This is a genomic window from Marinomonas spartinae, assembly GCF_016461715.1.
Taxonomy (GTDB): Bacteria; Pseudomonadota; Gammaproteobacteria; order Pseudomonadales; family Marinomonadaceae; genus Marinomonas; species Marinomonas spartinae_A.
In genome coordinates, this window is the sequence record NZ_JAEMUI010000024.1 from 35828 (window position 1) to 60936 (window position 25109).

Consider the following 25109-nt stretch of genomic DNA (forward strand, 5'->3'; position numbering starts at 1 on the left):
ATGTTCTTAAATACACTTCGTCCTGGCGAAGGTAGCAAACATGCTCCTAAACGTGTTGGTCGCGGTATTGGTAGCGGCTTGGGCAAAACCGGCGGACGTGGCCATAAAGGTCTTAAGTCTCGTTCTGGTGGCTCAGTAAAACCGGGTTTTGAAGGCGGTCAAATGCCATTGCAGCGTCGTCTGCCAAAATTTGGTTTTACCTCACGTCAGGCTAAGTATGTTGCTGAGGTTCGTTTAAACGAGCTTGCTGCTGTAAATGCTGAAGTTGTAGATTTGGCTGCTCTTAAAGGCGCCGACATCATTGGTCATCAAATTAAAACAGCGCGTGTAATCTTGTCAGGCTCGATCGACAAAGCGATTACCATTCGTGGTCTTAAAGTGACTAAAGGTGCTCGTGCCGCTATTGAAGCAGCTGGCGGAAAAGTCGAGGAATAAATGGCAAAGCGTGGCTCACTACCAGCTGGTATGCAAAATGGATTAAGCGAGCTTTGGTCTCGCATCCGTTTTGTGTTATTGGCAATTATTGTATATCGAATTGGTGCTCACATTCCTGTTCCAGGGATTAACCCTGATAGATTGTCTGCCCTATTTAACCAAAATGAAGGCACAATTCTGAGTTTATTTAACGTATTCTCAGGGGGCGCGCTCCAGCGAATGAGTATTTTCGCTCTCGGAATACTGCCCTATATTTCTGCCTCTATTATTATGCAGTTATTAACGGTTGTGAGTCCGCAGCTAGAGCAGTTGAAAAAAGAGGGTGAGGCGGGTCGTCGTAAGATTACCCAATATACTCGTTATGGTACGGTACTGTTAGCGCTTATCCAATCTGCCTCTATGGCGGTTGGTCTAGCCAGTCAAGGGATCGCTTTCCATGGTGGCCTACAATTCTACGGTGTTGCTGTAGTCTCGTTGGTTGCTGGAACCGTGTTCTTGATGTGGTTGGGTGAGCAAGTAACTGAAAAGGGTATTGGTAATGGTATTTCCATTATCATCTTCTCTGGTATCGTGGCAGGTATTCCTGCTGCTCTAGGTCGCTCATTTGAATCGGCTCGTCAAGGCGATATTAATATTCTTGCTTTGTTGTTTATCGGTGTGATTGCTGTGGCAACCGTTGCGTTTGTGGTCTTTATCGAACGTGGCCAGCGTCGTATTACAGTGAATTACGCGAAACGCCAGCAAGGTAACAAGGTGTTTGCCGCACAGAAGAGTCATTTGCCGCTTAAGGTGAACATGGCAGGGGTTATCCCACCTATTTTCGCTTCAAGTATCCTACTGTTTCCTGCGTCGATCGGCCAATGGTTTGGTCAAGGTAAGGGAATGGAATGGTTGCAAAATATCTCTCTGGCTCTAGCTCCTGGACAACCTCTATATGTGCTGTTGTTTGCGATAGCAATTGTTTTCTTTTGCTTCTTTTATACAGCGCTGGTGTTCAACCCTAAAGATGTGGCAGATAACTTAAAAAAATCCGGTGCGTTTTTGCCGGGTATTCGTCCAGGCGATCATACAGCTCGATATATTGATGGTGTAATGACCCGTTTGACCCTGTTTGGTGCGTTATACATCACGCTAGTGTCTTTGATGCCTCAGTTCTTTGTTGTTGCGTGGAATGTTCCTTTCTACTTCGGTGGTACATCATTATTGATTATCGTGGTGGTAGTAATGGACTTTATGTCGCAAGTGCAAAGTCATTTGATGAGTCATCAGTACGAGTCGTTAATGAAGAAATCTAATCTGACTGGTTATGGTCCAAATGGCCTAATGCGTTAGCATAGGTTGGAGTTGAACATGAAAGTACGTGCATCTGTAAAGAAAATCTGTCGTAACTGCAAAATCGTTCGTCGTAACGGTTCAGTTCGAGTGATTTGCTCTGAGCCTCGCCATAAACAGCGTCAAGGTTAATAGCGAATTCGCTCTATGATGGGAAAAGGGTGGTTGATTTTTCGCCTAAATATAGGCATAATCAGCCGCCCTCATGAAAGCAAAGCGATGATTTGAAAATCATCCATAACAACGGAGTAAATTGAATGGCCCGTATAGCCGGTGTCAATATTCCTGACAATAAACATGCGGTCATTTCTCTGACTTACATCTTCGGAATTGGTCGCACTCGTTCGCGTGCAATTTGCGCCGCGTCAGGTGTTGCTGAAACTGCCAAAATCAGTTCTTTAAGTGATGAAACACTTGATGAACTTCGTGGTGAAGTTGCTAAGTATACTGTAGAAGGTGATCTACGCCGTGAAGTCAGCATGTCTATTAAACGTCTGATGGATCTTGGCTGTAATCGTGGTATTCGTCACCGCCGCAGCCTACCTGTTCGTGGTCAACGTACCAAAACGAACGCTCGCACACGAAAAGGCCCTCGTAAGCCTATTCGTAAGTAACATAAACGCGTTTCGCTCTAATTACTAAGTTCGTTAGAGCTGAGCATTAAATAGGAAAAGTGCAATATGGCTAAGCCAGCTACGCGCAATACCAAGAAAAAAGTCAAAAAGACGGTTGTTGATGGTGTTGCTCATGTACACGCGTCATTTAACAACACGATCGTGACTATCACCGACCGCCAAGGCAATGCTTTGTCTTGGGCTACAGCCGGTGGTTCTGGTTTTCGCGGATCTCGTAAAAGTACTCCTTTCGCAGCGCAGGTTGCTGCGGAGCGTGCCGGTACTGTCGCACAAGAATTCGGCCTTAAAAACGTTGACGTCATGATCAAGGGCCCAGGTCCAGGTCGTGAGTCCGCAGTTCGTGCATTGAATGCATTGGGCTTGCGTATCAATAACATCACAGATGTGACGCCAATCCCACACAATGGTTGCCGTCCACCTAAGAAACGTCGCGTTTAATTGAGGAGACAGATACATGGCTCGTTATATAGGTCCAACTTGTAAGTTGTCTCGTCGTGAAGGTACCGACTTGCAATTGAAGAGCGGTTCACGCGCTCTTGAGTCTAAATGTAAAGCAGAAACCGTTCCTGGTGTACATGGTGCACGTCGTGGACGCCTTTCTGACTACGGCTTGCAATTACGTGAGAAACAAAAAGTTCGTCGTATGTACGGCATTCTTGAAAAACAATTCCGTAACTACTACAAATCTGCTGCTCGTCTTAAGGGTGCAACAGGTGAAAACCTTCTGCAACTTTTGGAATCACGTTTAGATAACGTTGTATACCGCGCAGGTTTTGGTTCTACTCGTGCGGAAGCTCGTCAACTAGTTGGCCATAAAGGTGTTCTAGTGAACGGCGCATCGGTTAACATTCCGTCTTACCAAGTTAAAGCTGGTGACGTGGTGTCTATCCGTGAAAAAGCGAAAAAACAATTGCGTGTTCAAAGCGCATTAGAGCTATCTAAAAATCGTGCACCGATCCACTGGATCGAAGTGGATACCACTAAATTGGAAGCAACTTACAAAGCTGCTCCAGAGCGTGCCGATTTATCAGCTGAAATTAATGAGAACCTAATCGTCGAACTTTACTCTAAGTAAGTCGGTGATTGGGATTAAGAAATAGGTGGATCTATGCAGCGTTCAGTGAGCGAATTGTTAACCCCACGCAACATTGAAGTTCAGGAATTAGGCAAAACGCGCGCTAAAGTAACGCTTCAACCACTTGAACGTGGTTTTGGTCATACTTTAGGTAACGCGTTGCGCCGTATCCTTTTGTCTTCAATGCCTGGTTGTGCAATTGTTGAAGTTGAAATCGACGGCGTATTGCATGAATACAGCGCAATCGAAGGGGTTAAAGAAGATGTCATAGAAATTCTTCTTAACCTGAAAGGAGTTGCGATCGCTCTACACGGGCAAGATGAAGCAACTCTTACTTTAAGTAAAACAGGTCCTGGTGTCGTAACGGCTGGAGATATCCAGTTGGTTGCTGATGCAGAGATCGCTAACCCTGATCACGTTATTGCTAACTTGGATGACACTGCAGTACTTAATATGCAGATCAAAGTAGCGCGTGGCCGTGGTTATGAGCCTGCTGATGCCCGTATTGCAAGCGACGATGAGACTCGTCCTATCGGCCGTTTGCAACTGGATGCTTCGTTCAGTCCTGTTCGCCGTGTGGCTTACAGTGTTGATAGTGCTCGTGTAGAGCAGCGTACCGACTTAGATAAGTTAGTATTAGATATCGAATCTAATGGTACGATTGACCCTGAAGAAGCCATCCGTCGTGCTGCGACCATTCTTCAACAACAGATAGCCGTTTTTGTCGCTCTTGAAAGCGAAAGCGAAGCGCCTGTTGTGGAAGAAGAGGATGAGATTGATCCAATTTTGCTACGCCCGGTTGATGATCTTGAGTTGACCGTTCGCAGTGCTAACTGTTTAAAAGCAGAGAACATTTATTACATCGGTGATTTGATTCAACGTACTGAGGTTGAGCTTCTTAAGACGCCAAACTTGGGTAAGAAGTCGTTAACTGAAATCAAAGATGTTTTAGCACAGCGTGGTTTGTCTTTGGGAATGCGTCTAGAAAACTGGCCACCAGCTAGCTTAAAAGACGATAGCAAAGTTCTAGCTCGCTAGGTCATTGTTCCCTGACCACCGTAGTTTGGTAAGGAATGTAAAATGCGTCATCGTAAGAGTGGACGTCACTTAAACCGTACTAGCTCTCATCGTAAAGCGATGTTCAAAAATATGGCTGCTTCTTTATTCGAGCACGAAGTTATTAAAACTACGTTGCCGAAAGCCAAAGAACTTCGTCGCGTTGCTGAGCCTTTGATCACATTGGCGAAAGAAGATTCCGTTGCGAATCGTCGCCTTGCCTTTGCTCGTACTCGTAGCAAAGATGCAGTAGGTAAATTGTTCTCTGAACTTGGTCCTCGTTACCAAGCTCGTCCTGGCGGTTATGTTCGCATTTTGAAATGTGGCTTCCGTGCGGGTGACAATGCGCCTATGGCTTATGTTGAATTGGTCGATCGACCAGTTGCAGAAGCCGCTGAGTAATATCAGTTTGTAATAAAAAAACCGGACCTTGTGTCCGGTTTTTTTTGCCTGCTATTTACTTGCAATGGGGTGGGGCTATTTTGATATAAAAAAGTCCAAGAGGGAGTCTTGGACTTTTGGCAAACACCGTGTTTTTTATTTCAGCATGGGTTTTAAAAATCGTCCAGTATGCGATCTCTCATTTTGGGCAATGTCCTCTGGCGTTCCTTCAGCAATGATGTAACCACCGCCACTGCCGCCTTCGGGGCCAAGATCCACTATCCAGTCTGCTGTTTTGATTACATCGAGATTATGCTCAATAACCACAATGGTATTGCCGTGATCTCGTAGACGATGCAGTACTTTTAGTAGCTGTTCAATGTCTGCAAAGTGTAGCCCTGTAGTTGGTTCATCCAGAATATAGAGGGTTTTTCCGGTATCCCGTTTAGACAGTTCTTTGGCGAGTTTTACTCGTTGTGCTTCCCCACCAGAGAGTGTGGTTGCGGCTTGCCCTAAACGAATATAGCCCAGCCCCACATCGATCAGCGTCTGTAATTTTCTTGCAATCGCTGGAACGGGATCGAAGAACTCTCGAGCATCCTCTATGGTCATTTCTAGGCATTCGTGAATGTTCTTGCCTTTATAGTGAATCTCTAAGGTTTCGCGGTTATAGCGTTTGCCTTTACAGACATCACAGGGTACATAGACATCGGGCAAGAAATGCATCTCTACCTTAATGACGCCGTCACCTTGACAGGCTTCACAACGGCCGCCTTTTACGTTAAAACTAAAGCGTCCCGGTTTGTAGCCGCGAGAACGGGCTTCTTGAGTGGCTGAGAAAAGCTCCCGCATTGGCGTAAAAATACCTGTATAGGTTGCAGGATTTGAACGAGGTGTACGACCGATGGGGCTTTGGTCAATGTCGACACATTTATCGAATAACTCTAACCCTTCGATTTTTTCGTGGGGAGCTGCTTTTAACGTTGTCGCGCCATTTAATGCAGTAGCGGCTAATGGGAATAATGTGCCGTTGATCAAGGTAGACTTACCTGACCCAGACACTCCTGTAATACAAGTCATTACGCCAAACGGAATGGTTAAGTCGACTTTGTTTAAGTTATTGCCCGTTGCGCCAATCAATTTTAGTACTTGATTGTTGACGGCTTCATGGCGTTTTGCTGGTATGTCGATCTTGCGTTGTCCATTTAGGAACTGCCCTGTGACAGACTGGGGGCAATTCATAATGTCTTGTGGTGTACCGCTAACAATAATTTCGCCGCCATGAACACCAGCACCAGGACCAATATCTACCACAAAGTCTGCAACACGGATGGCGTCTTCATCATGCTCCACAACAATGACGGTGTTGCCGAGATCCCGTAGTCGCGTCAATGTGGAAATAAGCCGCTCGTTATCACGCTGATGCAAGCCAATAGAAGGCTCATCAAGGATATACATCACGCCAACCAATCCCGCTCCAATTTGGCTAGCGAGTCGTATCCGTTGTGCTTCCCCACCAGAGAGCGAGTCGGCTTTACGATCTAATGTCAGGTATTCAAGGCCAACGTTGACAAGAAACGTCAGACGGTCGCGAATTTCTTTAAGAATCTTTGAGGCAATTTCCCCACGAGCACCTGTTAAGGTGAGGTTTTCAAAGTAGTTTAGGCATTCTGCAATCGGGAATTTTACAATCTCAGGGAGCGTTTCTTCATTGATAAACACATTTCGTGCCGAGCGGTTGAGTCGTGAACCATGGCAGTCAGGGCATGGCTGAGTGGTGATATACTGGGATAAGTCTTCACGAACGCTATCGGACTCGGTTTCATGGTAGCGGCGCTGTAGATTCGGTAATACCCCTTCAAAGGCATGGGAACGAATCATTTTGTCGCCACGTTCATTGATGTAGACAAAATCGATTTTGTCTTTGCCCGATCCATTAAGGATTTTATCTTGGTACTGTTTGGGGATGTCTTTGAACTTGGCATCGATATCAAAGCCGTAGTGTTTTGCTAAGGCGCTTAGCTGCTGGTAATAAAAAATACTGCGGCGTCCCCAGCCACGAATAGCACCTTCGGCAAGAGTCAGCGTTTCATCTTGAATAATGCGTTCAGGATCAAAGACTTGATGGGTCCCCAGTCCATCACACGTTTGACAAGCCCCATTCGGGTTGTTGAACGAAAACAGGCGTGGTTCGAGCTCAGTAAGGCTGTAGCCGCAGACAGGACAAGCAAATTTACTGGAAAAAATATGGATGTCTTTTTCATCATCCATATTAATCACTTTGGCGATGCCATCGGATAAGGAAAGACAGGTCTCGAACGACTCAGCAAGACGAAGCTGTAAATCTTTACGAACTTTAAAGCGATCAATGACAACTTCTATAGTATGTTTCTTATTTTTTTCTAAAGTGGGGGCATCGTCTAGATCGACGACGATTCCATCGATGCGAGCGCGAATAAACCCCTTAGATAACAAATCGTTAAGAACGTGAAGGTGCTCGCCTTTGCGATCTTTTACAATCGGCGCAAGCAACATCATTTTAGTTTCTTCAGGAAGGGAGATTATCTTATCGACCATTTGTGATATGGTTTGCGCCTCTAATGGCTCACCATGATCAGGACAGCGTGGTTGGCCTGCCCGAGCAAATAACAATCGTAGGTAATCATAGATTTCTGTGATCGTGCCAACGGTAGAACGTGGGTTGTGAGACGTTGATTTCTGTTCAATGGATATGGCTGGGGAAAGGCCTTCGATATGATCAATATCCGGTTTTTCCATCATGGATAGAAACTGTCTAGCGTAAGTTGACAGTGATTCTACATAGCGACGCTGACCTTCTGCATACAAGGTATCAAAAGCGAGGGAAGATTTTCCTGAGCCGGATAGGCCAGTGATCACCACGAGTTTGTCTCTAGGAATGTCTAGGTCCACATTTTTAAGATTGTGGGTGCGTGCTCCGCGTATGGTGATAGTATCCATGTGTCTCCAATATAGTCTTTGGTCAACAGAAATAAGCTTCGTTGTGAATAGAATAACTGTCTATTTTTACAGTAGTTGAAATAGAGCTTCAACGTTAATTTTTGTAATATTGGCATTTTCCTTTTTCTTAAACCTAAGTTGAGTGGTTGAATCTCCTTATGGATGCACTTGAACGTCGATCTGTCCTTGCCCTAGCGCTTGTTTATCTCTTTAGAATGCTAGGTTTATTTCTCATTATGCCCGTTATCAGCGTGGCAGCCGATGGCCTAAAAGGAGCCGATGCTGCCTTGATTGGTGCTGCGATTGGTATATATGGGTTCACCCAAGCCATATTACAAATACCAATGGGCATGTGGTCTGACCGAATTGGTCGTAAGCGTGTCATTGTGATTGGTTTGCTGTTGTTCGCATTGGGCAGTTTGATCTGTGCGAATGCAACCAGCATACATGTACTTATCGTTGGTCGTGCTTTGCAAGGCGCTGGGGCGATAGCCAGTACCTTAATGGCTTTATTGAGCGACGTCACTAGAGAGAAAAACCGCACAAAATCCATGGCAATGGTTGGTGTGAGTATTGGCGCTTCTTTTATGATTTCGTTAGTGCTGGGACCATGGGTATTTGATTTAGTCGGTTTGTCTGGCTTGTTTTACTTGTCATTCGGCTTTTCTTTCCTTGGTATTGCATTGATTCTGTTTGTTGTTCCTAACGTTGTCCAGCATACCTTTAAACGCGACACAACGCCCAGTTTAGTGGCGCTTGGACGTGTGATTAAAGATGGAAAGCTGCGCTTCCTTAACATCAGTGTATTATTGCTGCATGCCAGCTTAACAGCGCTGTTCATCACCGTGCCACATTTATTGATTCAGCGCTTTGGTTTGCCGTTGGCAGATCATAGCTGGCTTTACCTTGGAGTAATGGGTTTTGCCTTCGTAGGTATGGTACCATTAGTGATCATCGCTGAGGCAAAAGGCAAAATGAAGGCCGTTGTTTTCAGCGTGGTTTTGATGCTGGGATTGAGTGCTATTTTATTACAATGGGCCCCCTATCTATGGGTTTTTGGTCTACTATTGTGGTGCTACTTTGTTGGTTTTAATACCCTTGAAGCGACCTTACCATCCTTGATTAGTAAGCAAGCTCCTGTTGGTTACCGAGGCACGGCAATGGGCGTGTTTTCGACCCACCAATTTCTCGGCTCTTTTTTAGGGGGAATTGGTGGCGGCTGGATATTGCAGCATTACTCAAACAGTACGTTATTTGATGTAGTCGGCATTGTATTAATGCTATGGACGGTAGTGTGCTTTATGCAGCCAGCCCCACGTCAGTTGAGTAGCATAGCGTTTAGTTTGCCAGAAGGTGAAGATGATACGTTAGATGCATTGGCTGATCAGCTTGCTAAAGTGAAAGGCGTAGAAGACATGCAAATTTTTAAAGATGAGCTGACGGCTTATCTTAAAGTAGATAAAAAGATACTTGATAAAGAGACCCTTAAACGGCTCGCACCTCAAGCCAATATCTAAAGAACATAATGAATAACAGTTGGAGAGCCTCATGGCACGTGGAATTAACAAAGTGATCTTGATCGGAAATGCTGGCAACGATGCCGAAGTCCGTTTTATGCCTTCTGGAGCGGCGGTTGCAAACGTCAACATCGCTACAACCGAGAGCTGGAGAGACCGTCAAACAGGTCAAATGCAAGAACGCACCGAATGGCATCGTGTCGCGTTTATGGATCGTGGTAACTATCGTTTGGGTCAAATCGCAGGCGACTTTATCAAAAAAGGCTCCAAAGTCTATGTAGAAGGCTCTTTGCGTACCCGCGAGTGGGAAAAAGACGGTATTAAGCGCTACACAACCGAAATCGTTGCCAACGAAATGCAATTGTTAGATGGCCGTGGCGATAACATGGGACAACAGTCTGGTGGTTACGACTCTATGCAAGGGGGCCAAGGTGGTTATGCCAATAACGCACCTCAACAAGGGTATGGTCAAGCACCACAGCAGCCTGCAGCACCGCAACAATCCGCGCCACAACATGCTCCTCAGAGCGGTGGTTTTAACCAGCCACCTCAGCAAGGTGGGTATGGTCAAGCACCACAGCAACCTGCGCATCAGCCCGCGGCGGCGCAAGCCCAACCGCAGTCTTTTGGTAGCTGGGGTAATGCTCCTCAACAGGCTCCGGCTCAACAGGCACCGCAACAGCGTGCGCCACAGCAACCTGCTCAGCAGCCAAAGCCGCAACAAGCACCAAATTTTGACGACTTTGACGACGATATTCCGTTCTAACCAAAGACAAACACGTAAATGTAAAAAAATTTGATTGGAGGCCGCTATTTTAGCGGCTTTCTTTTTTAGCGTAGCTTCATTAGATCGCGTGATACACTTTATTATCGTTTTGTTTTACTTTGTAGAGGGGTCGCTTGGTTTGTAGCAAAGTACGTGGTTATCCCTGCTCTATCTGTTTGCTGTTTCGCTCCAGTGGTATATAAAACCTAATTGAGTCAGTGATGAGATACTGTTCAATGTTTAAAAAATTTCTTCTGGTACTTGTCCTGCAGCTACCTTTTGCCTGTTATGGGCAGGGCGTTATGGCATCCGCTCCCAATGCACCCATGGTGGGGGATAATCATCAGGTTATTTTCTTCGGGGACTCTTTTACCCTTTTCAATGACAATATAAATAACCGTCTTCGGGATTTGGTGCGTTCTTTAATGCCTCTGGTATCCAAAGACTACCATTTTCGGGCGGCAACTATTTCCAGTGCTCATTTGGGAGATCTGAAACCGATTTTAGTCAGTGAGAATAAATTGCGTCACTGGGATACGGTAGTGTTACAGGGGAATTCCACTGGGCCGATTTCCCGTAAGGATGCTGTGCGGCGTCGGTTTGTTCATTCGGCCATTGAAATGGCGAAGATTGCCCATCAAGCAGGGGAAAAGGTAGTGTATTTTATGACCTGGGCTTATCGGGATCGGCCTTGGCAGACAAAAAAATTGGCCCTTGCCTATAATCGCATCGCCAAACACACAGGTGGTTATGTGGCACCAGTTGGCTTGGCTTTTGCCAACGCTCGCCAAGCGTATCCTAAGATTAACCTTTACTATGTGGATGGCAAACATCCGTCACTGGCTGGAACTTACTTGGCCGCTTGTGTTTTTTACAGTGTTTTGTACCACCGCTCGCCGGAGGGTGCTGCACCGCCTGTTGGTGGCTCCATGTCAAAAAGTGAAGCACTTGCTCTGCAAAAAGTGGCCTGGCAAACCGTGCAGGCTTATCAAAAAGGTTCACTTGACCATGTGTTCAGCGCAAAATAATGATTAAGATTGTTGGTCGTCAATGGAAGGAGATATGGATATCGTTTTTTCGGCGAAAGGGTTGACAAAGCATACCTCTATTGATCGAAGATTTAACGTACGCCTTCTTTCCGCTTATGACTCAGTTAAAAGAACAAGGCCATTACTCATACATTTTATCTTAATGAAGACTTTAAGATTGCCAGCTTTCACTTTTCCATTACAGACCTAAATTTACTCTAGCAATCAGCTGGGAGGGGATAACTCGATCAGGTTGTGATGATTATGACATGGTGCGAATGCTCGTTTCCCCGTATTATTTCACGCTAATGAGCTTTTGCGTGTGGCTCTAACATTGACGTATAGCGCTGATAAGGAACCTAAGATGTTAACGGGTAAGCATATTCTGAGTTGTGACTGTATTGATAATGACGATCTTCATCGATTGTTCGAGCTGGCGGATCTCCTTCAGCCAGTAGCGAAGGGGTTAAAGTATACTCGTATATTGGAAGGGGCGATGTTGTGCAGTTTGTTCTTTGAGCCAAGTACTCGTACTCGTCTTAGCTTTGATTCTGCTTTTATGCGCCTTGGTGGATCGGTTTCCAGCACAACGGGCTTTTCCTTTTCTTCCATTGCCAAGGGGGAATCCCTTGAAGATACCAGTCGTGTCGTGAGTGGCTATGGGGATATTCTCGTTGTTCGCCATCCTGAGGAGCAGGCAATTTATGACATTGCTGCACAAACCTATGTTCCCGTTATCAATGGCGGTAATGGTGCTGGTGAACACCCCACGCAAGCCTTGCTTGATTTGTATACGTTAGAGCGGGAGTTGCAACGAACAGATCGTTGCTTGCAGAAAAGCGTGATTGTGTTGGCAGGGGATCTGCGGTTTGGCCGTACGATTCATTCTCTGGTGAAGCTATTGGTGCGTTTTTCGCCTCGCAAATTGATTTTTCTGTCGCCAGAAAACTTACGATTACCGGAAAATCTTAGAGATATGCTCGCAAAGCAAACCATAGACGTGGAGGAAACTCAGAACGTGGGTGAGGCGTTGAGGCAAGCGGATGTGATTTACACAACCCGAGTACAAAAAGAGCGTTTTCCTGAGAATGAGTTAGCGGAAAACTACTCCAGCGACTTTCGCATTGATGCGGCGTTGTTTGAGCGCTTTGCCTCACCCAATACCTTGATTATGCACCCTTTGCCCCGGGACAGTCGTGACGGAGCAAACGACCTGTCGGATGACCTGAACTCAGATTCACGTCTAGCCATCTTTCGTCAGACCGATGCTGGTGTGCCGATTCGTATGGCGCTTTTCGCCTCCGTGATGGGCGTGGCTGATCACGTGCAGAATAGCTTACAGGAAGCTAAGTGGTTCACTCCTCGTTACACGGGCGTCCAGGATGCGGCTTTTTATGAGCGAAACCCTGCCAAGTAATAGGGTTATATTTGATGTTTTGTTTAAAGTGTTTGGTCACTCATCCATTCACACAGATTGGTGAGCATGTTTTTACACTGTTCTAATTGATCAATTTGAACAAACTCGTCCGGTTTGTGGCCTTGCTCCATACTGCCTGGGCCACACACTAGGGTGGCAACACCCGCTTCATCAAATAGTCCGCCTTCTGTACCAAATGCGACGGTATCGAATTCAGCGCTGTTACTCCATTTTGCTAACCATTGGGCAAAGTCGGATTGTGGGTCTGTCAGTAAAGGAGGGTATGTCGCAAGCGTTTCAAACTGGATCTTGGACTTCCCATGAATGCGTTGCATCTCAGGCTCTAAGCAAGAGGAAGCGTAGTGCTGTAGTGTCTCAAAAGTAGCTTTGGCATTGCTTTCTGGTAGATAACGCATTTCGACATCAAATTGGCAGAACTCCGGCACAATATTGAGTGCGGCTCCCCCTTGAATTAGTCCTGTTTGTAATGTGCTATAAGGTGGATCAAAGCGCTCATCTTGTTCCTCTTTTAACGGAGTAGAAAGTTCGGTTACTTTATTGATGAGCTTAGCCGCATACTCAATGGCATTGACGCCAGCAGGGGCATAAGCGGAATGGCAAGCATGGCCATGTACTTTACAGCGCATAGCGATTTTCCCTTTATGGCCATAAACGGGCTTCATGTTCGTGGGTTCACCAATAATACACATAGCGGGTTTATCGGGAGACGCTCGCAAGTGTTCAATAAGGCTGCGAACCCCTAAGCAGCCGACTTCTTCGTCGTAAGAAAAAGCCAGATGAAGGGGGAGGGTGAGTTGACTTTCTTGGAATAAAGGGATGACATGCAGCACACAGGCAATAAAGCCCTTCATATCAGCACTGCCTCTGCCAAAGTATTTATTGTCCTGCTCGGTGAGTTGAAAAGGCGGAACAGACCAATTCTGTCCATCAACAGGCACCACATCCGTATGACCTGATAACATAACGCCGCCATTTCCAGGGGGACCAAGGCGAGCGTAAAGGTTCGCTTTGGTGCCCTCAGTGTTAAAAATCAGCGTCGAGTCAATATTCAACGCGTTAAGATAGTGTTGAATAAATTGAATGAGCTCGATATTCGACTCTCGGCTGGTGGTATCAAAGCGGAGTAATTGACTCAGGATATCCCGAATAGAGTGGGAGGCAGGACTACTCATCCCCCGGTACTCCGTAACTGGGCGCCTGTCTAGGGTCTAGTGCTCGAGTAACATAGGCTTGCATTTGTGGTTCGTAATCTTGCCATAGCTTGCTAAGTTCCCCGACAGGGTCTTCGTCGGCCCAATCGACACGTAAATCAACAATCGGCCATGTATAGTCATCCACCACTTTTACGGCAGCAGAATGTTCTGGTCCAGCCTCGCCACCTTGATTGATACCAGCGGTAAGTGCGTCAATCAAACGGGTTGTTAATTCGCCTGAACTGGCTTCAAAGGCCTGTATCATGGCGTCAATTACGTTTGACTGAGACAGCATATTACCCGCCGCCACGCAGTGGTGGCCTTTTACCATATGATGGATGCCTAGGGTTTCGGTGCCGCTAAAACAGGCTGTTTGTCCATGGGTATCAATGACGGCTACTTGACGATAAGCGCTGAACTTATCGTCTGATAGTGATGCTTTTAAGGCTTGATCCGGTGTGAGCCCTGTCTCCATGCGCGCTAGAATTTTTTGCCCTAGTGCAGGCAATGTGATGTTTTGGCTGGAAACCGCTCCCACGCCAGACAACAGCCAAGGGCAACGAGCTCCTACTGCAATGCTGGAAGAACTGATTGCAATACCCAGTTGTCCGCTCTCTGGGCAGAACGCGGTAATAGATATAGTCATATTCTCTCCTTAGTTACTTCTTCTCTGGTATCACGGCGATGACATCGATTTCCATAAGCCACTGTGGTTGCGCCAAGCCAGCCACTACCAAGCCTGTTGAAATGGGAAAAACGCCTTTTAGCCATTTGCCCACTTCGCGATAAACGGGTTCGCGGTAGCGTGGGTCGGTAATGTAGGTGGTGGTTTTTACTATGTGGGACAAATCACTGCCCGCTTCTTCGAGCAGCTGCTTGACGTTTTTCATGGCTTGTTCCGCTTGTGCTTGCGGATCCCCTAGGCCAATGAGATTACCTTCAAAATCGGTACCGACCTGACCGCGAACATAGACCGTATTACCCGCCACAACGGCTTGGCATAAATCATTATCAAGTGATTGATTAGGATAGGTTTCTTTGGTGTTAAACATGCGAATTCGTGTGTGTGTCGGCATGATGGTGGCCTCTAAATGTTATTTGGATAGTACTGGTATTGGCGTTGAATCACGATTTGGTCTGCGATGTATTTTGCATCGTGCCAAACGCCCCAGATAAAGGTAGAACCACGACGTGATAACCAAGGTAAGCCTAAAAAGTACACACCGGCTTCGCTGGAAACACCGCGATGGTGCTTAGGTTGATGGTTCTCATCAAAGGCATTAACCTTCAGCCAGCGGTAATCCGTGGCGAAACCTGTAGCCCAAATAATCGTATTGATGCCCGCTGTTTTCAGGTTAAGCTTAGTGGTTGGGTTGGTCATGCACTCAGGATCCGCTAGGAAGTGCCGAGCGTCTGGTTCCTCAGGTAAATCCAGACCGTGGCGAGCGACGTATTCATCCGCGCGGTCTAGCAGAGAAAGGTAGTTATCATCACCTGCACGAATATTCTTTGCCAAATCACCATCAAAGTATACGTCGCCATTTTCAAATGCACTGGTGCGACCAACAAGGTTCAGCCCCTGTGATGCTAACTCTCGAAAGTCGATGGTTTTGCCGCCTTCTGCACCGCTTACGGCAATGGTGACATGCTCTTTGCCTGGCTCATTGGCTGCCGCATCCCATAACCCCAGTACGCCAAGCCACCAAACAAAGTCACGGCCTCGATAGCTACGAGGTGGTCGATCATGAGGGCCTACCGAAAGAAAGACTTGTTTGCCAGCACGGTTTAGTTCGTCGGCAATTTGTACGCCGGAAGACCCTGCTCCCACGACCAATACGGCGCCTTCAGGTAACTGCTCTGGGTTATAATATTTTGCAGAATGAATCTGGTAGAGCTCAGGGTCGGTCGGCGCAATGGATGGAATGATCGGAATTTGAAACGGTCCAGTGGCGCTAACAATACGTTGCGCTTTAAAGGAGCCTTCTGATGTTTCGATGATGAAACCGCCGTTACCTTCATCGCGGACCGCACTAAAGACTTCAACCCCCGTTTTGACAGGAGCATCAAACTTCTGGGCATAGGCTTGGAAATAGTCAGCGACTTTGTCTTTTGAGACAAAGCTGTCTGGGTGAGCACCTGGGAATGTCATGCCAGGGAAGCGGTCATGCCATGCGGGGCCATTTGCAACGAGGGAGTCCCATCGATGGCTTCGCCATGCTTCGGCAATACGGTTTTTCTCGAGTACGATATGCGGTACTTCTTGGCGAGTTAAGTGCTCGCTCATGGCAATACCTGCTTGGCCTGCCCCGACAACCAGTGTGTCGATGTCTGTAATAGTCACTGTCATGTGTAAATGCCTTTATTGCCGGATGTTAATTGCCCAAAAGGGATGAACTCAGCTTATGGCAGTGAATAAAGACAGTAAAATATTATAAATATACGATCTAAATAGAAAAAATATCGATGGCATAAAATGTTTTTAATTTGTTCATCGAATTATGTTTAAGTTTGTTCTATTTACTCTTCTTTATTATCAAGATCGACACTGCGGCAATAATCCATAAATAAGCGCGCAGGATGCGTCGGTTCATTGGTTTTCAAATACGCCATGATTAAGGTTGAGCTTTCCATTTCATCTTCAATATCAAGATACGCCAGTTCTTGACCGTCGTAGGTAATATTGGTGCAGGGCTTGGTAACCAGCACAGAAAATCCTTGTCCCTGGCCCACCATGCAGCGGACCATTTCTATAGAGGGGGAAGCGTATGCAATCTCTGGATGCAGACCTTTCTCGGTAAACAAGCTTAAAAAATAATTTCGGCTGGGGATGACATCCAATATGACCATCGGTTCGCGACTTAGTTCAGCCAGTGTCACCGAGCGTTTTTGTGCCAGTGGATGCTTGGCAGGCAGAAGTGCATAAGGCCTATGTGGCGCATTTAAGGTTTCTTTGCGAATCGAATTATCCAGTTGCAGGTCATATAAAAAAGCAAGATCGAATTGACCCCGATGTAATCCCACCATGATTTCATGCTGTTCACCATCGTGCAGTTGAATTTCTATATCTGGGTATTGCTGTTTAAAGCCTGCGATCAACTTTGGAATGTAAAGAGGCGCAACCGATTCAAAACTCCCAATGGAGATTTTGCCGCTGGCGATGTCGCTTGCCGCCAGTGTATTTTGCTCAAACTCATGGGAGAGTCTGAGTAGTTCTCGCGCCTTATCATAAAATCGTCGACCGCTGGGCGTTAGCGAAACCCCTTGTGCGTGATGTCTGATCAAAAGCTGCTGCCCGAAGGAGTCCTCAAGGTTTTTGATGGCAATTGAAATAGAGGGTTGGGCGATGTGCAATTTACGAGACGCTTCTGCAATGCTTTCGGTTTCGACAACCGTTGCAAAATAGTAAAGCTGCTTTAAGGTGAAATACCGCATGGGAAAGTACCTATAGAGAAATTATTGTTTGTTTTGATTAGTTTATAGTCTTTATATTGCAAGCGGTATGCCATCCGCTTGTTACCTTTCTATTTTCCAACAGATAGAAGGCCCTCTTGAGAAAGTCATTAAAAAAGTAACGTAGATAAATTAAATTTATGCACCATTTTGGTGTGATTTTTTGTTTTTGTTTGGTGCGATAAATAAAAGTACTTGTATTTATTTAAGTTAGTAGATGAAAGGGTGCTTTATTATGAGGCGAGTGGCTTAGATAGTTTTTTTAAAACTAGAAGAGAAAAAAATAATAATTGCTAGGCGTCTAGATCTCCCTACATAGTGATGACACACATTTTGAGAGTTCGCTCTTATTCACTTATGAAGACAGGTCGCCATTCTATGACGTTTGATTGGAATTACTTTTTCAGCTTATTTCGCTTAGCGGATTTTTGGTGGGCAAGCTTGACGGTGATAAAACTCAGCTTGGCCAGCTGGCTATTAAGTATTGTATTCGGCTTTGTTTTAGCACTTGGAAAACAGTCTCGTTTTGTACTTTTAAATGTTCCAGCGAAAATTTATATATGGTTTTTTCGCAGTTTACCGCTCCTTGTGTTGCTCATTTTTGTTTACAACATGCCGCAGATTTTTCCCGCTAGCAGCACGGTTCTGGCGAGTCCTTTTTGGGCGGGATTGATTGCCATGGTGCTGTGTGAAAGTGCCTATATTGCTGAAATTCATCGTGGTGGCTTGCTCTCTATTCCGAAAGGGCAGGGGGAAGCGGCCAGAGCGTTGGGCATTCGCTTTGTCGGGATTCAATGGCTGGTGGTGATTCCGCAAGCTATCAGAGTTGCCTTACCCGCTTTAACAAACGAATACATTTCGATTGTGAAGTTGACGTCTCTGGTCTCAGTGATTTCCTTAACCGAAATTTTAATGGTAGGCCAACGTCTCTATACCCAGAATTTTTTGGTATTGGAAACCATGGCGGCGGTAGCGGCTTATTACGTCATGATTGTGACAGTGTTTGATTTCTTATTAAAACAACTCGAAAACTACTTAGATGTGACAAGGGGAAAAAGTGCTCGTCAGCCATCGGTTGAACTCATGGAAAGTGTTCGTCGTGCCCCTGCCCATCCAGTGGTGCCACAGGCGGAGTTTGATGGACCCGCTCTGAAAGCGTCAAGACTGCACAAAAGTTATAACGATATAGAAGTGTTGGGCTCAGTCAACATGAGCGTGAATAGTGGGGAGGTCGTCTCTATTATTGGTCCTTCTGGCTCTGGTAAGACCACTTTGATCCGCTTATTGAATGGGCTTGAGCAGTTGGACAATGGGGAAATTGATATTAATGGCAGTCCATTCTTGAAGCTATTGCGTCATGGCGCGGATAAATCGCGGTTTATTGAGCATTCAGAGCACAGAACCAAGATAGGAATGGTGTTTCAAAGCTTTAACTTGTTTCCGCATTTAAAAGTTATCGACAACCTATTACTTGCGCCGCGCTATCACAAAATGGGGAGCCGTACTGATCTGGAACTTCAGGCGTATCAACTGCTCGATAAGGTAGGCATGCTGGAGCACGCTTGGAAATATCCGCACCAATTATCCGGCGGTCAACAGCAGCGTGTCGCCATCGCGCGAGCTCTAATGATGCGGCCGCAAATCATGTTATTTGATGAACCCACTTCCGCTTTGGACCCCGAAAAAGTCAACGAAGTGCTGCAAGTCATCGAAGACTTGGCCCGCGAAGGCATCACGATGGTGATTGTTACCCACGAAATGAACTTTGCCTTCAAGGTTTCCGATCGAATTGTCTTTATGGAGCAAGGGCGAGTGGTGTGTGATGACGCGCCGCAGGTCTTGAGGGAAGGGAGAAATCCTCGGGTAGAGGCCTTTCTGAAAGATGTCTCTTTGGCTTGATTGCATACTGATGGAGTTGCTCGTGATGGAACAATGGCAAATAGATCTGTACCACGAACAAGGTTTTCTTGTAGTGGATAACGTATTGTCTGAATCGGAAGTGGCTGCCCTTCAAGCAGACTTTGATGCATGGGTTGAAGACAGTCGACACTATGCAGAGCCTTGGGGAGAAACCTTAGACGGGCGTGCGCGGTTTGATATCGAAAGCGACCACCGCTCAGATCATCCCTCATTGCGTCGCGTTGCATCGCCAACTGAAATTTCAGCAGCATTCAAGCACACAGCGTTGGCGTCTAAAGTGGCACACATTGCGGGGCAATTAGTCGGCCACCGTGGCGCCCGTTTGCATCATAGTAAAATCAATTCTAAGTTGCCGCACACGGCAACTCAGGTGAAATGGCACCAAGATTTTCTCTTTACGCCACACAGTAATGATGACTTGGTAACCAGTCTCTTAATGATAAGTGATGTCACCCCTGAAAATGGGCCATTACAAGTTATTCCAAGAAGCCATAAGGGACCACTTTTCTCACATTGGGATGGTGAGCGTTTTATGGGTTCAGTGAGTGCTCAAGTGGAGCAAGAACATTGCCAGGTCCCCGTCGCCTGCTACGGCAAAGCCGGCTCAGTGTGCTTTATGCACACGCGCTTGTTGCATGCCTCTAGTCCCAATGAAACGGAATTTCCTCGAACTTTATTCATCAGTGTTTATGCCGCAGAAGATGCCTTGCCTTATGGTGACAATCCTTTGCCAAGCATTCATACCGGAACGCTTGTTTGGGGGACCGATAGCGGTGAAATTCGCAGTACCGCGAACCAATTGAAATTGCCACAAAAACCCAAAGGTGCCTCCTTCTTTGTCCAACAAGCAGGAAAAGACCTTATCGGCGCTTGATCCATTAAACTAACGAGAGGATTTCTTATGACGTTATATACCTGTGTTAAACGCTCGACTATTCGTTCTGTCGTAACTGGTGTCGTGGGAGCGAGCATCTCTTTTGCTTCCTGCAATGCATTGGCTGATTTCAAAGAGCCTGGAAAGTTAATTGCGGGGTCGGATATGACTTTCTATCCCTATGAATACATGAAAGATAACACCCCAAAGGGATTTGATATTGAGTTTCTAGCCGGCCTTGGCAAAGTGATTGGTCGTCAGGTCGTCGATGTGGATACTCGTTGGGCGAACTTGATCCCGGGGTTACGTGGTGGCCGTTTTGACATTATCAACTCTTCAATGTACATCACAGCCGATCGCTTGAAAGTCATTGATATGATTCCCTACCTAAAAAGTGGGGATGCTATCTTGTCTATTAAAGGAGCGGCCTATCAACCTAAAGTTCCTGAAGATTTTTGTGGGCATAAAGTTGGCTCCATGGCGGGGACTGCGTGGCTAAAGCCGCTTAAAAAACTGTCAAAAGACTATTGTGAAGCAAAGGGTTTGAAACCCATTTCAATCAGTGAATACCCAACGGACCCTCAGGCAACCCAAGCTATGTTATCTCATGCCGTTGAGGCACAAATTACCGATGCCGCTGTTGCGCGAGGCGTAGTAGAAAAAACGGGTAATCGAGTGGTGATTTCTTCCGATACTCTGATCTACCCAGTGTTAAATGGCTGGGGGGTGAAAAAAGGCAACGAGGAGGTTCGTCAAGCCTTAATCAAAGGCTTAAAGGCGTTCAGTAAAACACCTGAGTACGCTGCTTTGCTGAAGAAGTACCACTTCCAAGCGCCGACTGCAGAAGATATTGCTCAGTTAATGCCGAAACAGCCTTAGCGCCACAATATAAGAGGGCATGATTCCCTCTTATATTGACGACATCATTGATGGATTTGTCTCGTCTTTATCCGCTTAGTGCTCATCATTGAGCGGGTCCTTCCTCCGTTTATCATAGATAAAGCGATCGATCACGTTGTAGAACTATCCACATTTCCGTAAACTCCTACCTTTATTTAATAGGTTTATAAGATGTTTTTAGGCATCTTCTCTATGGACAGGCACCAAAATAAGCAATTTTTTGAGTGTTATCGTAACAAAGGCTCCTAATCGGGGCCTTTGTTACAACTGAAGGGTGCTTAGTCGCCCCTATGAGAATTAAGCTATGCTACAAGCAAGTGGTAAGAAGAGGATAAGACAGTGAAAGACGAAGATGATCCATCTTTGTTTGCTCAAGAAGTAGCGGGAATTAAGCCGCTGGAGAAGGGCGAGGTGTATTTAGGCAAAAAAGGCCCAGCTGTCGATTTTCAGGCTAGAAAACGGGCAGCGGTCATAGCCCAAGAAGCGGATAGTAACCATTTGTCCCACGACTATGTGCAGAAGGTGTCGCCTAATGACATGCTGGAGTATAAACGCCCTGGGGTTCAAGATGGTGTCTTTAAGCGCTTAAGACAAGGCAAATACGCTATCGAATCGCGGTTAGACTTGCATCGTCGTACGGTGGCTCAAGCACGAGAACTGGTCTATCAGTTTGCGGAAGATTGTTTGCGTAACGACATTCGTGTGGCGGTAATTGTTCACGGTAAGGGAGACCGTACCCCAGATCCTGATAACCAAGCGACGATTAAGAGCTATATTAACAAATGGTTGAGGGATTTAGACATGGTGATGGCCTTTCATAGCGCGCAACGTCATCATGGTGGCCTCGGCGCTGTGTATGTTCTGTTTAAAAAGAGCGAGAAAGCCCGTCTAGAAAACTGGGAAAAACACCAAAAACGCTAAACTGATCACCCACATCATGGGGCGTTAGCGTCAGTAAATAGAAAAGCTTTGTGTGAAGTTCGTGCAGTAAAACTGACATCTTTGCTATAATTTCAGCATTTTGCTGCCTTGAGTCTTGTCAGGCAGCCCCAAACATTATAAGTCATCGTATTCTAATTCAATCGAGGTAGAGAATGACAAATCGTACCGCGCACCATCCTGCGTTTACCTATTTGCGCAGTGAGTTTATCGAGGCCTTGAACGTGACCGTTCAAGAGTTCGAACATACCGTAACCGGCGCTAAACATTTTCATATCGCATCGGACAATGATGAAAACGTCTTTTTGGTTGGATTAAAAACCGTACCAACAGATTCTTGCGGTGTGGCGCATATTTTAGAGCATACCGTGTTGTGTGGCTCTGAGCGTTTTCCTGTACGTGATCCATTTTTTATGATGATTCGTCGCTCGTTGAATACCTTCATGAATGCGTTTACCTCATCTGACTGGACTGCGTATCCTTTTGCCAGTAAAAATAAAAAGGACTTTCATAACCTGTTAGGGGTTTATCTGGATGCAGTCTTTTTCTCACGTTTAGATGAATTGGACTTCTCCCAAGAAGGTCATCGTTTAGAATTCGCGGAGCCAACTAATCCTGAGTCAGAGTTGACCTTTAAAGGGGTTGTGTTTAATGAAATGAAAGGCGCGATGAGTTCTACCACCTCTGTGCTGTGGCAAACACTGACCAAATATCTGTTCCCCAATAATACCTATCATTTCAACTCTGGTGGTGAGCCGAGTGATATTCCTGATTTGTCTTACCAAGATTTGTTGGCGTTTTACCGGACCCATTATCACCCATCCAATGCGGTATTTATGACCTTTGGTGATATTCCAGCAGAAACGCTACAAGCGGAATTTGAGGAGAAGGTCTTAAGCCGTTTTGAGCGTTTGGATACGCAAGTGAGTGTGCCGAATGCGAAGCGCTATTTCTCTCCTATTCGAGTAGAAGAGGGCTACGCGGCAGACGAAGTGAAAGAAGATGGTAGTCACGTTGTTGTAGGATGGTTGCTGGGTGAAAGCATCGATCTGACGCAACAATTTGAAGCACAGTTATTGTCCAATGTGTTGTTAGACAACAGTGCGTCGCCCTTGCGTCGTGTGTTAGAGAACAGTGACCTTGGTCGCGCGCCGTCGCCTTTTTGTGGTTTAGAAGACAGCAATAAAGAAATGAGTTTCATGTGCGGTTTAGAAGGCGTGAAGCGCGAAAATACGGCCAAAGTGGAAACGTTGATTTTGTCTACATTGGAGGAGATTGCTCAAAAAGGTGTGCCGCAAGAAACGGTCGATGCCATGTTACACCAACTGGAGTTGAGTCAGCGTGAAATCGGCGGAGGCAGCTACCCATATGGCTTGCAGTTGATTCTAGCTGGCTTGTCGACAGCCGTGCATTCTGGGGATGTGATCGCGCAATTGGATCTTGATCCGGTGATCGAGGCCATGCGAGAAAAAGTGCGCGACCCGCAATACATTCCAAACTTGATCCAGACTTTATTATTGTCTAACGCCCACCGAGTCACGCTCACGTTAAGTCCTGATGATGCATTGGAAACACGTCGAAATCAGGCGGAAAAAGACCGTTTGAGTAAAATTAAAGCGGCGTTAAGCGATGAACAGAAAGCGGACATTGTCGCCCGTAGTGAGGCGCTCAAAGCCCGTCAGGCACAGGTGGACGATATGAGCATCTTGCCAAAAGTAGGGCTAGAAGATGTACCGGCCAGCTTGCCAGTGTATGACAGCGAGGAAGTCTCAGGTGATTTGCCCATTACTTTTTATCCTCAGGGAACCAATGGTTTGGTTTATCAGCAGTTGGTAATTGATTTACCCGAGCTCGACGAAGAAGAGACGGAGCATTTGCCGCTATTCTCATCAGTATTGACGGAGCTAGGTATCGGCGATCAAGATTATCTTGCCGTCCAAGAGCGTCAGTCCCAGGTATGTGGTGGACTGGGGGCATCAAATTCGATCCGTGCGACCATAGAAGATCGACAAAATATTAATGGCTATTTCATTTTGTCCAGCAAAGCATTGGTGCCAAATGTCAAAGCCATGAGTGAATTATTAAAAGACACCATGATGAATGTGCGCTTTGATGAGGTTACTCGGGTGAAGGAGTTGGTGGCACAGCGTCGAGCTCGTCGAGAACAGTCTATTACGGGCCAAGGGCACTCTCTAGCCATGACAGCCGCCTCGGCAGGCGTGTCAGGGTTGGCAGCAAGACAAGAGCAATGGGGTGGTATGTCAGGCATTCGTTCTGCGATTGCCTTGGATGAGGCAATGAAAGCCGATAACGCCGCTGTTGAAAACGTAATGACTGTGTTCAAACGTTTACATGGTAAATTGCTTACTGCGAAAAAACAGCTATTGTTGGTGGCAGAGCCACAGCACGAAGCAAGTGTGTTAGACGATGCGAAGACGGTGTTTGCTGACTTGCCACAAGGAGATCATCAGACAGCGTTTGCTTTAGCGCCAGTGGATACTCGTGTGAAAACAGCATGGCTAACAGCCACGCAAGTAAGCTTCTGTAGTAAATCATACCGTACGGTATCGGGGGACCATCCTGATGTGGCGGCGCTTAATGTCTTAGGTGGCTTTTTGCGTAACGGCTTCTTACACCGGGCTATCCGAGAACAGGGTGGCGCTTACGGTGGTGGTGCAAGCTTTGATGGTAGTAGCGGAGCATTCCGTTTTTATTCTTACCGTGATCCACGTTTGACCGAAACGTTAGCGGATTTTGATGCTTCTATTGAATGGATGCTGAATGAAGAGCATTCAGAGGCGGCCCTTGAAGAAGCCATTTTGGGCGTGATCGGATCCATGGATAAGCCAAGCTCCCCCGCAGGAGAAGCACAAAATGACTTTTATGTTAAGTTGCATGGGCGGTCTCTTGAGTATCGAGAAGCTTTTCGTGCCAGTATTTTAGCGGTGACCATTGACCAGTTAAAAGCGGTGACGAAAGCGTATTTGACCAAAGACAATGAAAGCGTTGCCGTTGTCACCTCTAACACGCGACGTGCAGAGCTTGAAAAACTTGGGTTTGCTATTCAGACCTTATAGAAGGCGATGATCGTATTACCAATTATCACAACATTGCTAGGACAATGATAACGGACCTAGTCTTTGGGCTAGGTTCGAAATAAAAAGTTAAATGCCGTTGGCTCGCAAAAAGAC

The 25109-nt window shown here is 46.2% G+C and carries 23 protein-coding genes; 17 read left to right on the forward strand and 6 right to left on the reverse strand.

Annotated features, from left to right (window positions below; genetic code table 11):
• The 8 genes from rplO (at nt 1) to rplQ (ending at nt 4935) form a co-directional block, all read left to right on the forward strand.
• The gene (gene rplO, locus JHD45_RS18685; RefSeq protein ID WP_199478001.1) at nt 1-435 is read left to right on the forward strand and encodes a 50S ribosomal protein L15; all 435 of its coding nucleotides are present in this window, start codon (nt 1-3) and stop codon (nt 433-435) included.
• Entirely contained in the window at nt 436-1767 is a 1332-nt protein-coding gene (gene secY, locus JHD45_RS18690) for a preprotein translocase subunit SecY (protein ID WP_199478002.1), read from the forward strand. It abuts the gene before it with no gap.
• Nucleotides 1768-1785: 18 nt separating this feature from the next.
• On the forward strand, nt 1786-1899 hold the full coding sequence (gene rpmJ, locus JHD45_RS18695) for a 50S ribosomal protein L36 (RefSeq protein ID WP_055462823.1): 114 nt from the start codon (nt 1786-1788) through the stop codon (nt 1897-1899).
• A 125-nt stretch (nt 1900-2024) separates the two neighbouring features.
• Nucleotides 2025-2381: a 30S ribosomal protein S13 gene (gene rpsM / locus JHD45_RS18700; protein WP_067020090.1), complete on the forward strand. Its 357-nt coding sequence runs from the start codon at nt 2025-2027 to the stop codon at nt 2379-2381.
• A gap of 66 nt (nt 2382-2447) precedes the next feature.
• Nucleotides 2448-2840, forward strand: coding sequence for a 30S ribosomal protein S11 (gene rpsK, locus JHD45_RS18705; RefSeq protein ID WP_012071913.1), 393 nt, complete (start codon nt 2448-2450; stop codon nt 2838-2840).
• A 16-nt stretch (nt 2841-2856) separates the two neighbouring features.
• Nucleotides 2857-3477, forward strand: coding sequence for a 30S ribosomal protein S4 (gene rpsD, locus JHD45_RS18710; RefSeq protein WP_199478003.1), 621 nt, complete (start codon nt 2857-2859; stop codon nt 3475-3477).
• A 33-nt stretch (nt 3478-3510) separates the two neighbouring features.
• Nucleotides 3511-4515: a DNA-directed RNA polymerase subunit alpha gene (locus JHD45_RS18715; RefSeq protein ID WP_067020084.1), complete on the forward strand. Its 1005-nt coding sequence runs from the start codon at nt 3511-3513 to the stop codon at nt 4513-4515.
• Nucleotides 4516-4557: 42 nt separating this feature from the next.
• Complete coding sequence (rplQ, locus tag JHD45_RS18720; RefSeq protein ID WP_067020081.1) at nt 4558-4935, forward strand: 50S ribosomal protein L17; 378 nt, start codon at nt 4558-4560, stop codon at nt 4933-4935.
• 135 nt (nt 4936-5070) lie between these two features.
• Here the strand turns inward: rplQ and uvrA are convergent, their stop codons facing one another.
• Nucleotides 5071-7893 carry an excinuclease ABC subunit UvrA gene (gene uvrA, locus JHD45_RS18725; protein ID WP_199478004.1) on the reverse strand — a complete coding sequence of 941 codons (2823 nt, stop codon included), beginning with the start codon at nt 7891-7893 and terminating at the stop codon, nt 5071-5073.
• Between the two features lie 158 nt (nt 7894-8051).
• Between uvrA and JHD45_RS18730 the strand changes: the two genes are divergently transcribed.
• The 4 genes from JHD45_RS18730 (at nt 8052) to pyrB (ending at nt 12621) form a co-directional block, all read left to right on the forward strand.
• A complete protein-coding gene (locus JHD45_RS18730; protein WP_199478005.1) occupies nt 8052-9410 on the forward strand; it encodes an MFS transporter in 1359 nt (452 codons plus the stop codon).
• Between the two features lie 31 nt (nt 9411-9441).
• Nucleotides 9442-10176 (forward strand): single-stranded DNA-binding protein, encoded by a 735-nt coding sequence (gene ssb / locus JHD45_RS18735; RefSeq protein WP_199478006.1) that lies wholly within the window; start codon nt 9442-9444, stop codon nt 10174-10176.
• 236 nt (nt 10177-10412) lie between these two features.
• Nucleotides 10413-11204, forward strand: coding sequence for a DUF4886 domain-containing protein (locus JHD45_RS18740; RefSeq protein ID WP_199478007.1), 792 nt, complete (start codon nt 10413-10415; stop codon nt 11202-11204).
• Between the two features lie 364 nt (nt 11205-11568).
• Nucleotides 11569-12621, forward strand: a complete 1053-nt coding sequence (gene pyrB, locus JHD45_RS18745; RefSeq protein ID WP_199478008.1) for an aspartate carbamoyltransferase — start codon at nt 11569-11571, stop codon at nt 12619-12621.
• A 23-nt stretch (nt 12622-12644) separates the two neighbouring features.
• On the opposite strand, the gene argE is transcribed toward pyrB, so the two are convergent.
• From argE to JHD45_RS18770, 5 genes are all read right to left on the reverse strand, one after another.
• The gene (gene argE / locus JHD45_RS18750) at nt 12645-13814 is read right to left on the reverse strand and encodes an acetylornithine deacetylase (RefSeq protein WP_199478009.1); all 1170 of its coding nucleotides are present in this window, start codon (nt 13812-13814) and stop codon (nt 12645-12647) included.
• Nucleotides 13807-14481, reverse strand: a complete 675-nt coding sequence (locus JHD45_RS18755; RefSeq protein ID WP_199478010.1) for a DUF1028 domain-containing protein — start codon at nt 14479-14481, stop codon at nt 13807-13809. The genes argE and JHD45_RS18755 overlap by 8 nt, the downstream gene beginning before the upstream one ends.
• Nucleotides 14482-14494: 13 nt before the next feature.
• The gene (locus JHD45_RS18760; protein ID WP_067342213.1) at nt 14495-14911 is read right to left on the reverse strand and encodes a RidA family protein; all 417 of its coding nucleotides are present in this window, start codon (nt 14909-14911) and stop codon (nt 14495-14497) included.
• Between the two features lie 11 nt (nt 14912-14922).
• Nucleotides 14923-16182: a flavin-containing monooxygenase gene (locus JHD45_RS18765; RefSeq protein WP_199478011.1), complete on the reverse strand. Its 1260-nt coding sequence runs from the start codon at nt 16180-16182 to the stop codon at nt 14923-14925.
• A gap of 170 nt (nt 16183-16352) precedes the next feature.
• Nucleotides 16353-17267 carry a LysR family transcriptional regulator gene (locus JHD45_RS18770; protein WP_199478012.1) on the reverse strand — a complete coding sequence of 305 codons (915 nt, stop codon included), beginning with the start codon at nt 17265-17267 and terminating at the stop codon, nt 16353-16355.
• A gap of 396 nt (nt 17268-17663) precedes the next feature.
• On the opposite strand from JHD45_RS18770, the gene JHD45_RS18775 reads away from it, so the two are divergent.
• The 5 genes from JHD45_RS18775 (at nt 17664) to JHD45_RS18795 (ending at nt 24995) form a co-directional block, all read left to right on the forward strand.
• Nucleotides 17664-19184 (forward strand): amino acid ABC transporter permease/ATP-binding protein, encoded by a 1521-nt coding sequence (locus JHD45_RS18775; RefSeq protein WP_199478013.1) that lies wholly within the window; start codon nt 17664-17666, stop codon nt 19182-19184.
• 25 nt (nt 19185-19209) lie between these two features.
• Nucleotides 19210-20079: a phytanoyl-CoA dioxygenase family protein gene (locus JHD45_RS18780; protein WP_233407936.1), complete on the forward strand. Its 870-nt coding sequence runs from the start codon at nt 19210-19212 to the stop codon at nt 20077-20079.
• Between the two features lie 27 nt (nt 20080-20106).
• Nucleotides 20107-20958, forward strand: coding sequence for an ABC transporter substrate-binding protein (locus JHD45_RS18785; RefSeq protein WP_199478015.1), 852 nt, complete (start codon nt 20107-20109; stop codon nt 20956-20958).
• 360 nt (nt 20959-21318) lie between these two features.
• On the forward strand, nt 21319-21900 hold the full coding sequence (gene smrA / locus JHD45_RS18790) for a DNA endonuclease SmrA (RefSeq protein WP_199478016.1): 582 nt from the start codon (nt 21319-21321) through the stop codon (nt 21898-21900).
• A gap of 173 nt (nt 21901-22073) precedes the next feature.
• Complete coding sequence (locus JHD45_RS18795; RefSeq protein ID WP_199478017.1) at nt 22074-24995, forward strand: insulinase family protein; 2922 nt, start codon at nt 22074-22076, stop codon at nt 24993-24995.
• The last annotated feature ends 114 nt before the right edge of the window (nt 24996-25109 follow it).

What these genes read in the sequence shown, in the direction of transcription:
- rplO (WP_199478001.1), top strand. Translation starts at nt 1, where the DNA reads ATGTTCTTAAATACACTTCGTCCTGGCGAAGGTAGCAAACATGCTCCT.
- secY (WP_199478002.1), top strand. Translation starts at nt 436, where the DNA reads ATGGCAAAGCGTGGCTCACTACCAGCTGGTATGCAAAATGGATTAAGC.
- rpmJ (WP_055462823.1), top strand. Translation starts at nt 1,786, where the DNA reads ATGAAAGTACGTGCATCTGTAAAGAAAATCTGTCGTAACTGCAAAATC.
- rpsM (WP_067020090.1), top strand. Translation starts at nt 2,025, where the DNA reads ATGGCCCGTATAGCCGGTGTCAATATTCCTGACAATAAACATGCGGTC.
- rpsK (WP_012071913.1), top strand. Translation starts at nt 2,448, where the DNA reads ATGGCTAAGCCAGCTACGCGCAATACCAAGAAAAAAGTCAAAAAGACG.
- rpsD (WP_199478003.1), top strand. Translation starts at nt 2,857, where the DNA reads ATGGCTCGTTATATAGGTCCAACTTGTAAGTTGTCTCGTCGTGAAGGT.
- JHD45_RS18715 (WP_067020084.1), top strand. Translation starts at nt 3,511, where the DNA reads ATGCAGCGTTCAGTGAGCGAATTGTTAACCCCACGCAACATTGAAGTT.
- rplQ (WP_067020081.1), top strand. Translation starts at nt 4,558, where the DNA reads ATGCGTCATCGTAAGAGTGGACGTCACTTAAACCGTACTAGCTCTCAT.
- uvrA (WP_199478004.1), bottom strand. Translation starts at nt 7,893, where the DNA reads ATGGATACTATCACCATACGCGGAGCACGCACCCACAATCTTAAAAAT.
- JHD45_RS18730 (WP_199478005.1), top strand. Translation starts at nt 8,052, where the DNA reads ATGGATGCACTTGAACGTCGATCTGTCCTTGCCCTAGCGCTTGTTTAT.
- ssb (WP_199478006.1), top strand. Translation starts at nt 9,442, where the DNA reads ATGGCACGTGGAATTAACAAAGTGATCTTGATCGGAAATGCTGGCAAC.
- JHD45_RS18740 (WP_199478007.1), top strand. Translation starts at nt 10,413, where the DNA reads ATGTTTAAAAAATTTCTTCTGGTACTTGTCCTGCAGCTACCTTTTGCC.
- pyrB (WP_199478008.1), top strand. Translation starts at nt 11,569, where the DNA reads ATGTTAACGGGTAAGCATATTCTGAGTTGTGACTGTATTGATAATGAC.
- argE (WP_199478009.1), bottom strand. Translation starts at nt 13,814, where the DNA reads ATGAGTAGTCCTGCCTCCCACTCTATTCGGGATATCCTGAGTCAATTA.
- JHD45_RS18755 (WP_199478010.1), bottom strand. Translation starts at nt 14,481, where the DNA reads ATGACTATATCTATTACCGCGTTCTGCCCAGAGAGCGGACAACTGGGT.
- JHD45_RS18760 (WP_067342213.1), bottom strand. Translation starts at nt 14,911, where the DNA reads ATGCCGACACACACACGAATTCGCATGTTTAACACCAAAGAAACCTAT.
- JHD45_RS18765 (WP_199478011.1), bottom strand. Translation starts at nt 16,182, where the DNA reads ATGACAGTGACTATTACAGACATCGACACACTGGTTGTCGGGGCAGGC.
- JHD45_RS18770 (WP_199478012.1), bottom strand. Translation starts at nt 17,267, where the DNA reads ATGCGGTATTTCACCTTAAAGCAGCTTTACTATTTTGCAACGGTTGTC.
- JHD45_RS18775 (WP_199478013.1), top strand. Translation starts at nt 17,664, where the DNA reads ATGACGTTTGATTGGAATTACTTTTTCAGCTTATTTCGCTTAGCGGAT.
- JHD45_RS18780 (WP_233407936.1), top strand. Translation starts at nt 19,210, where the DNA reads ATGGAACAATGGCAAATAGATCTGTACCACGAACAAGGTTTTCTTGTA.
- JHD45_RS18785 (WP_199478015.1), top strand. Translation starts at nt 20,107, where the DNA reads ATGACGTTATATACCTGTGTTAAACGCTCGACTATTCGTTCTGTCGTA.
- JHD45_RS18795 (WP_199478017.1), top strand. Translation starts at nt 22,074, where the DNA reads ATGACAAATCGTACCGCGCACCATCCTGCGTTTACCTATTTGCGCAGT.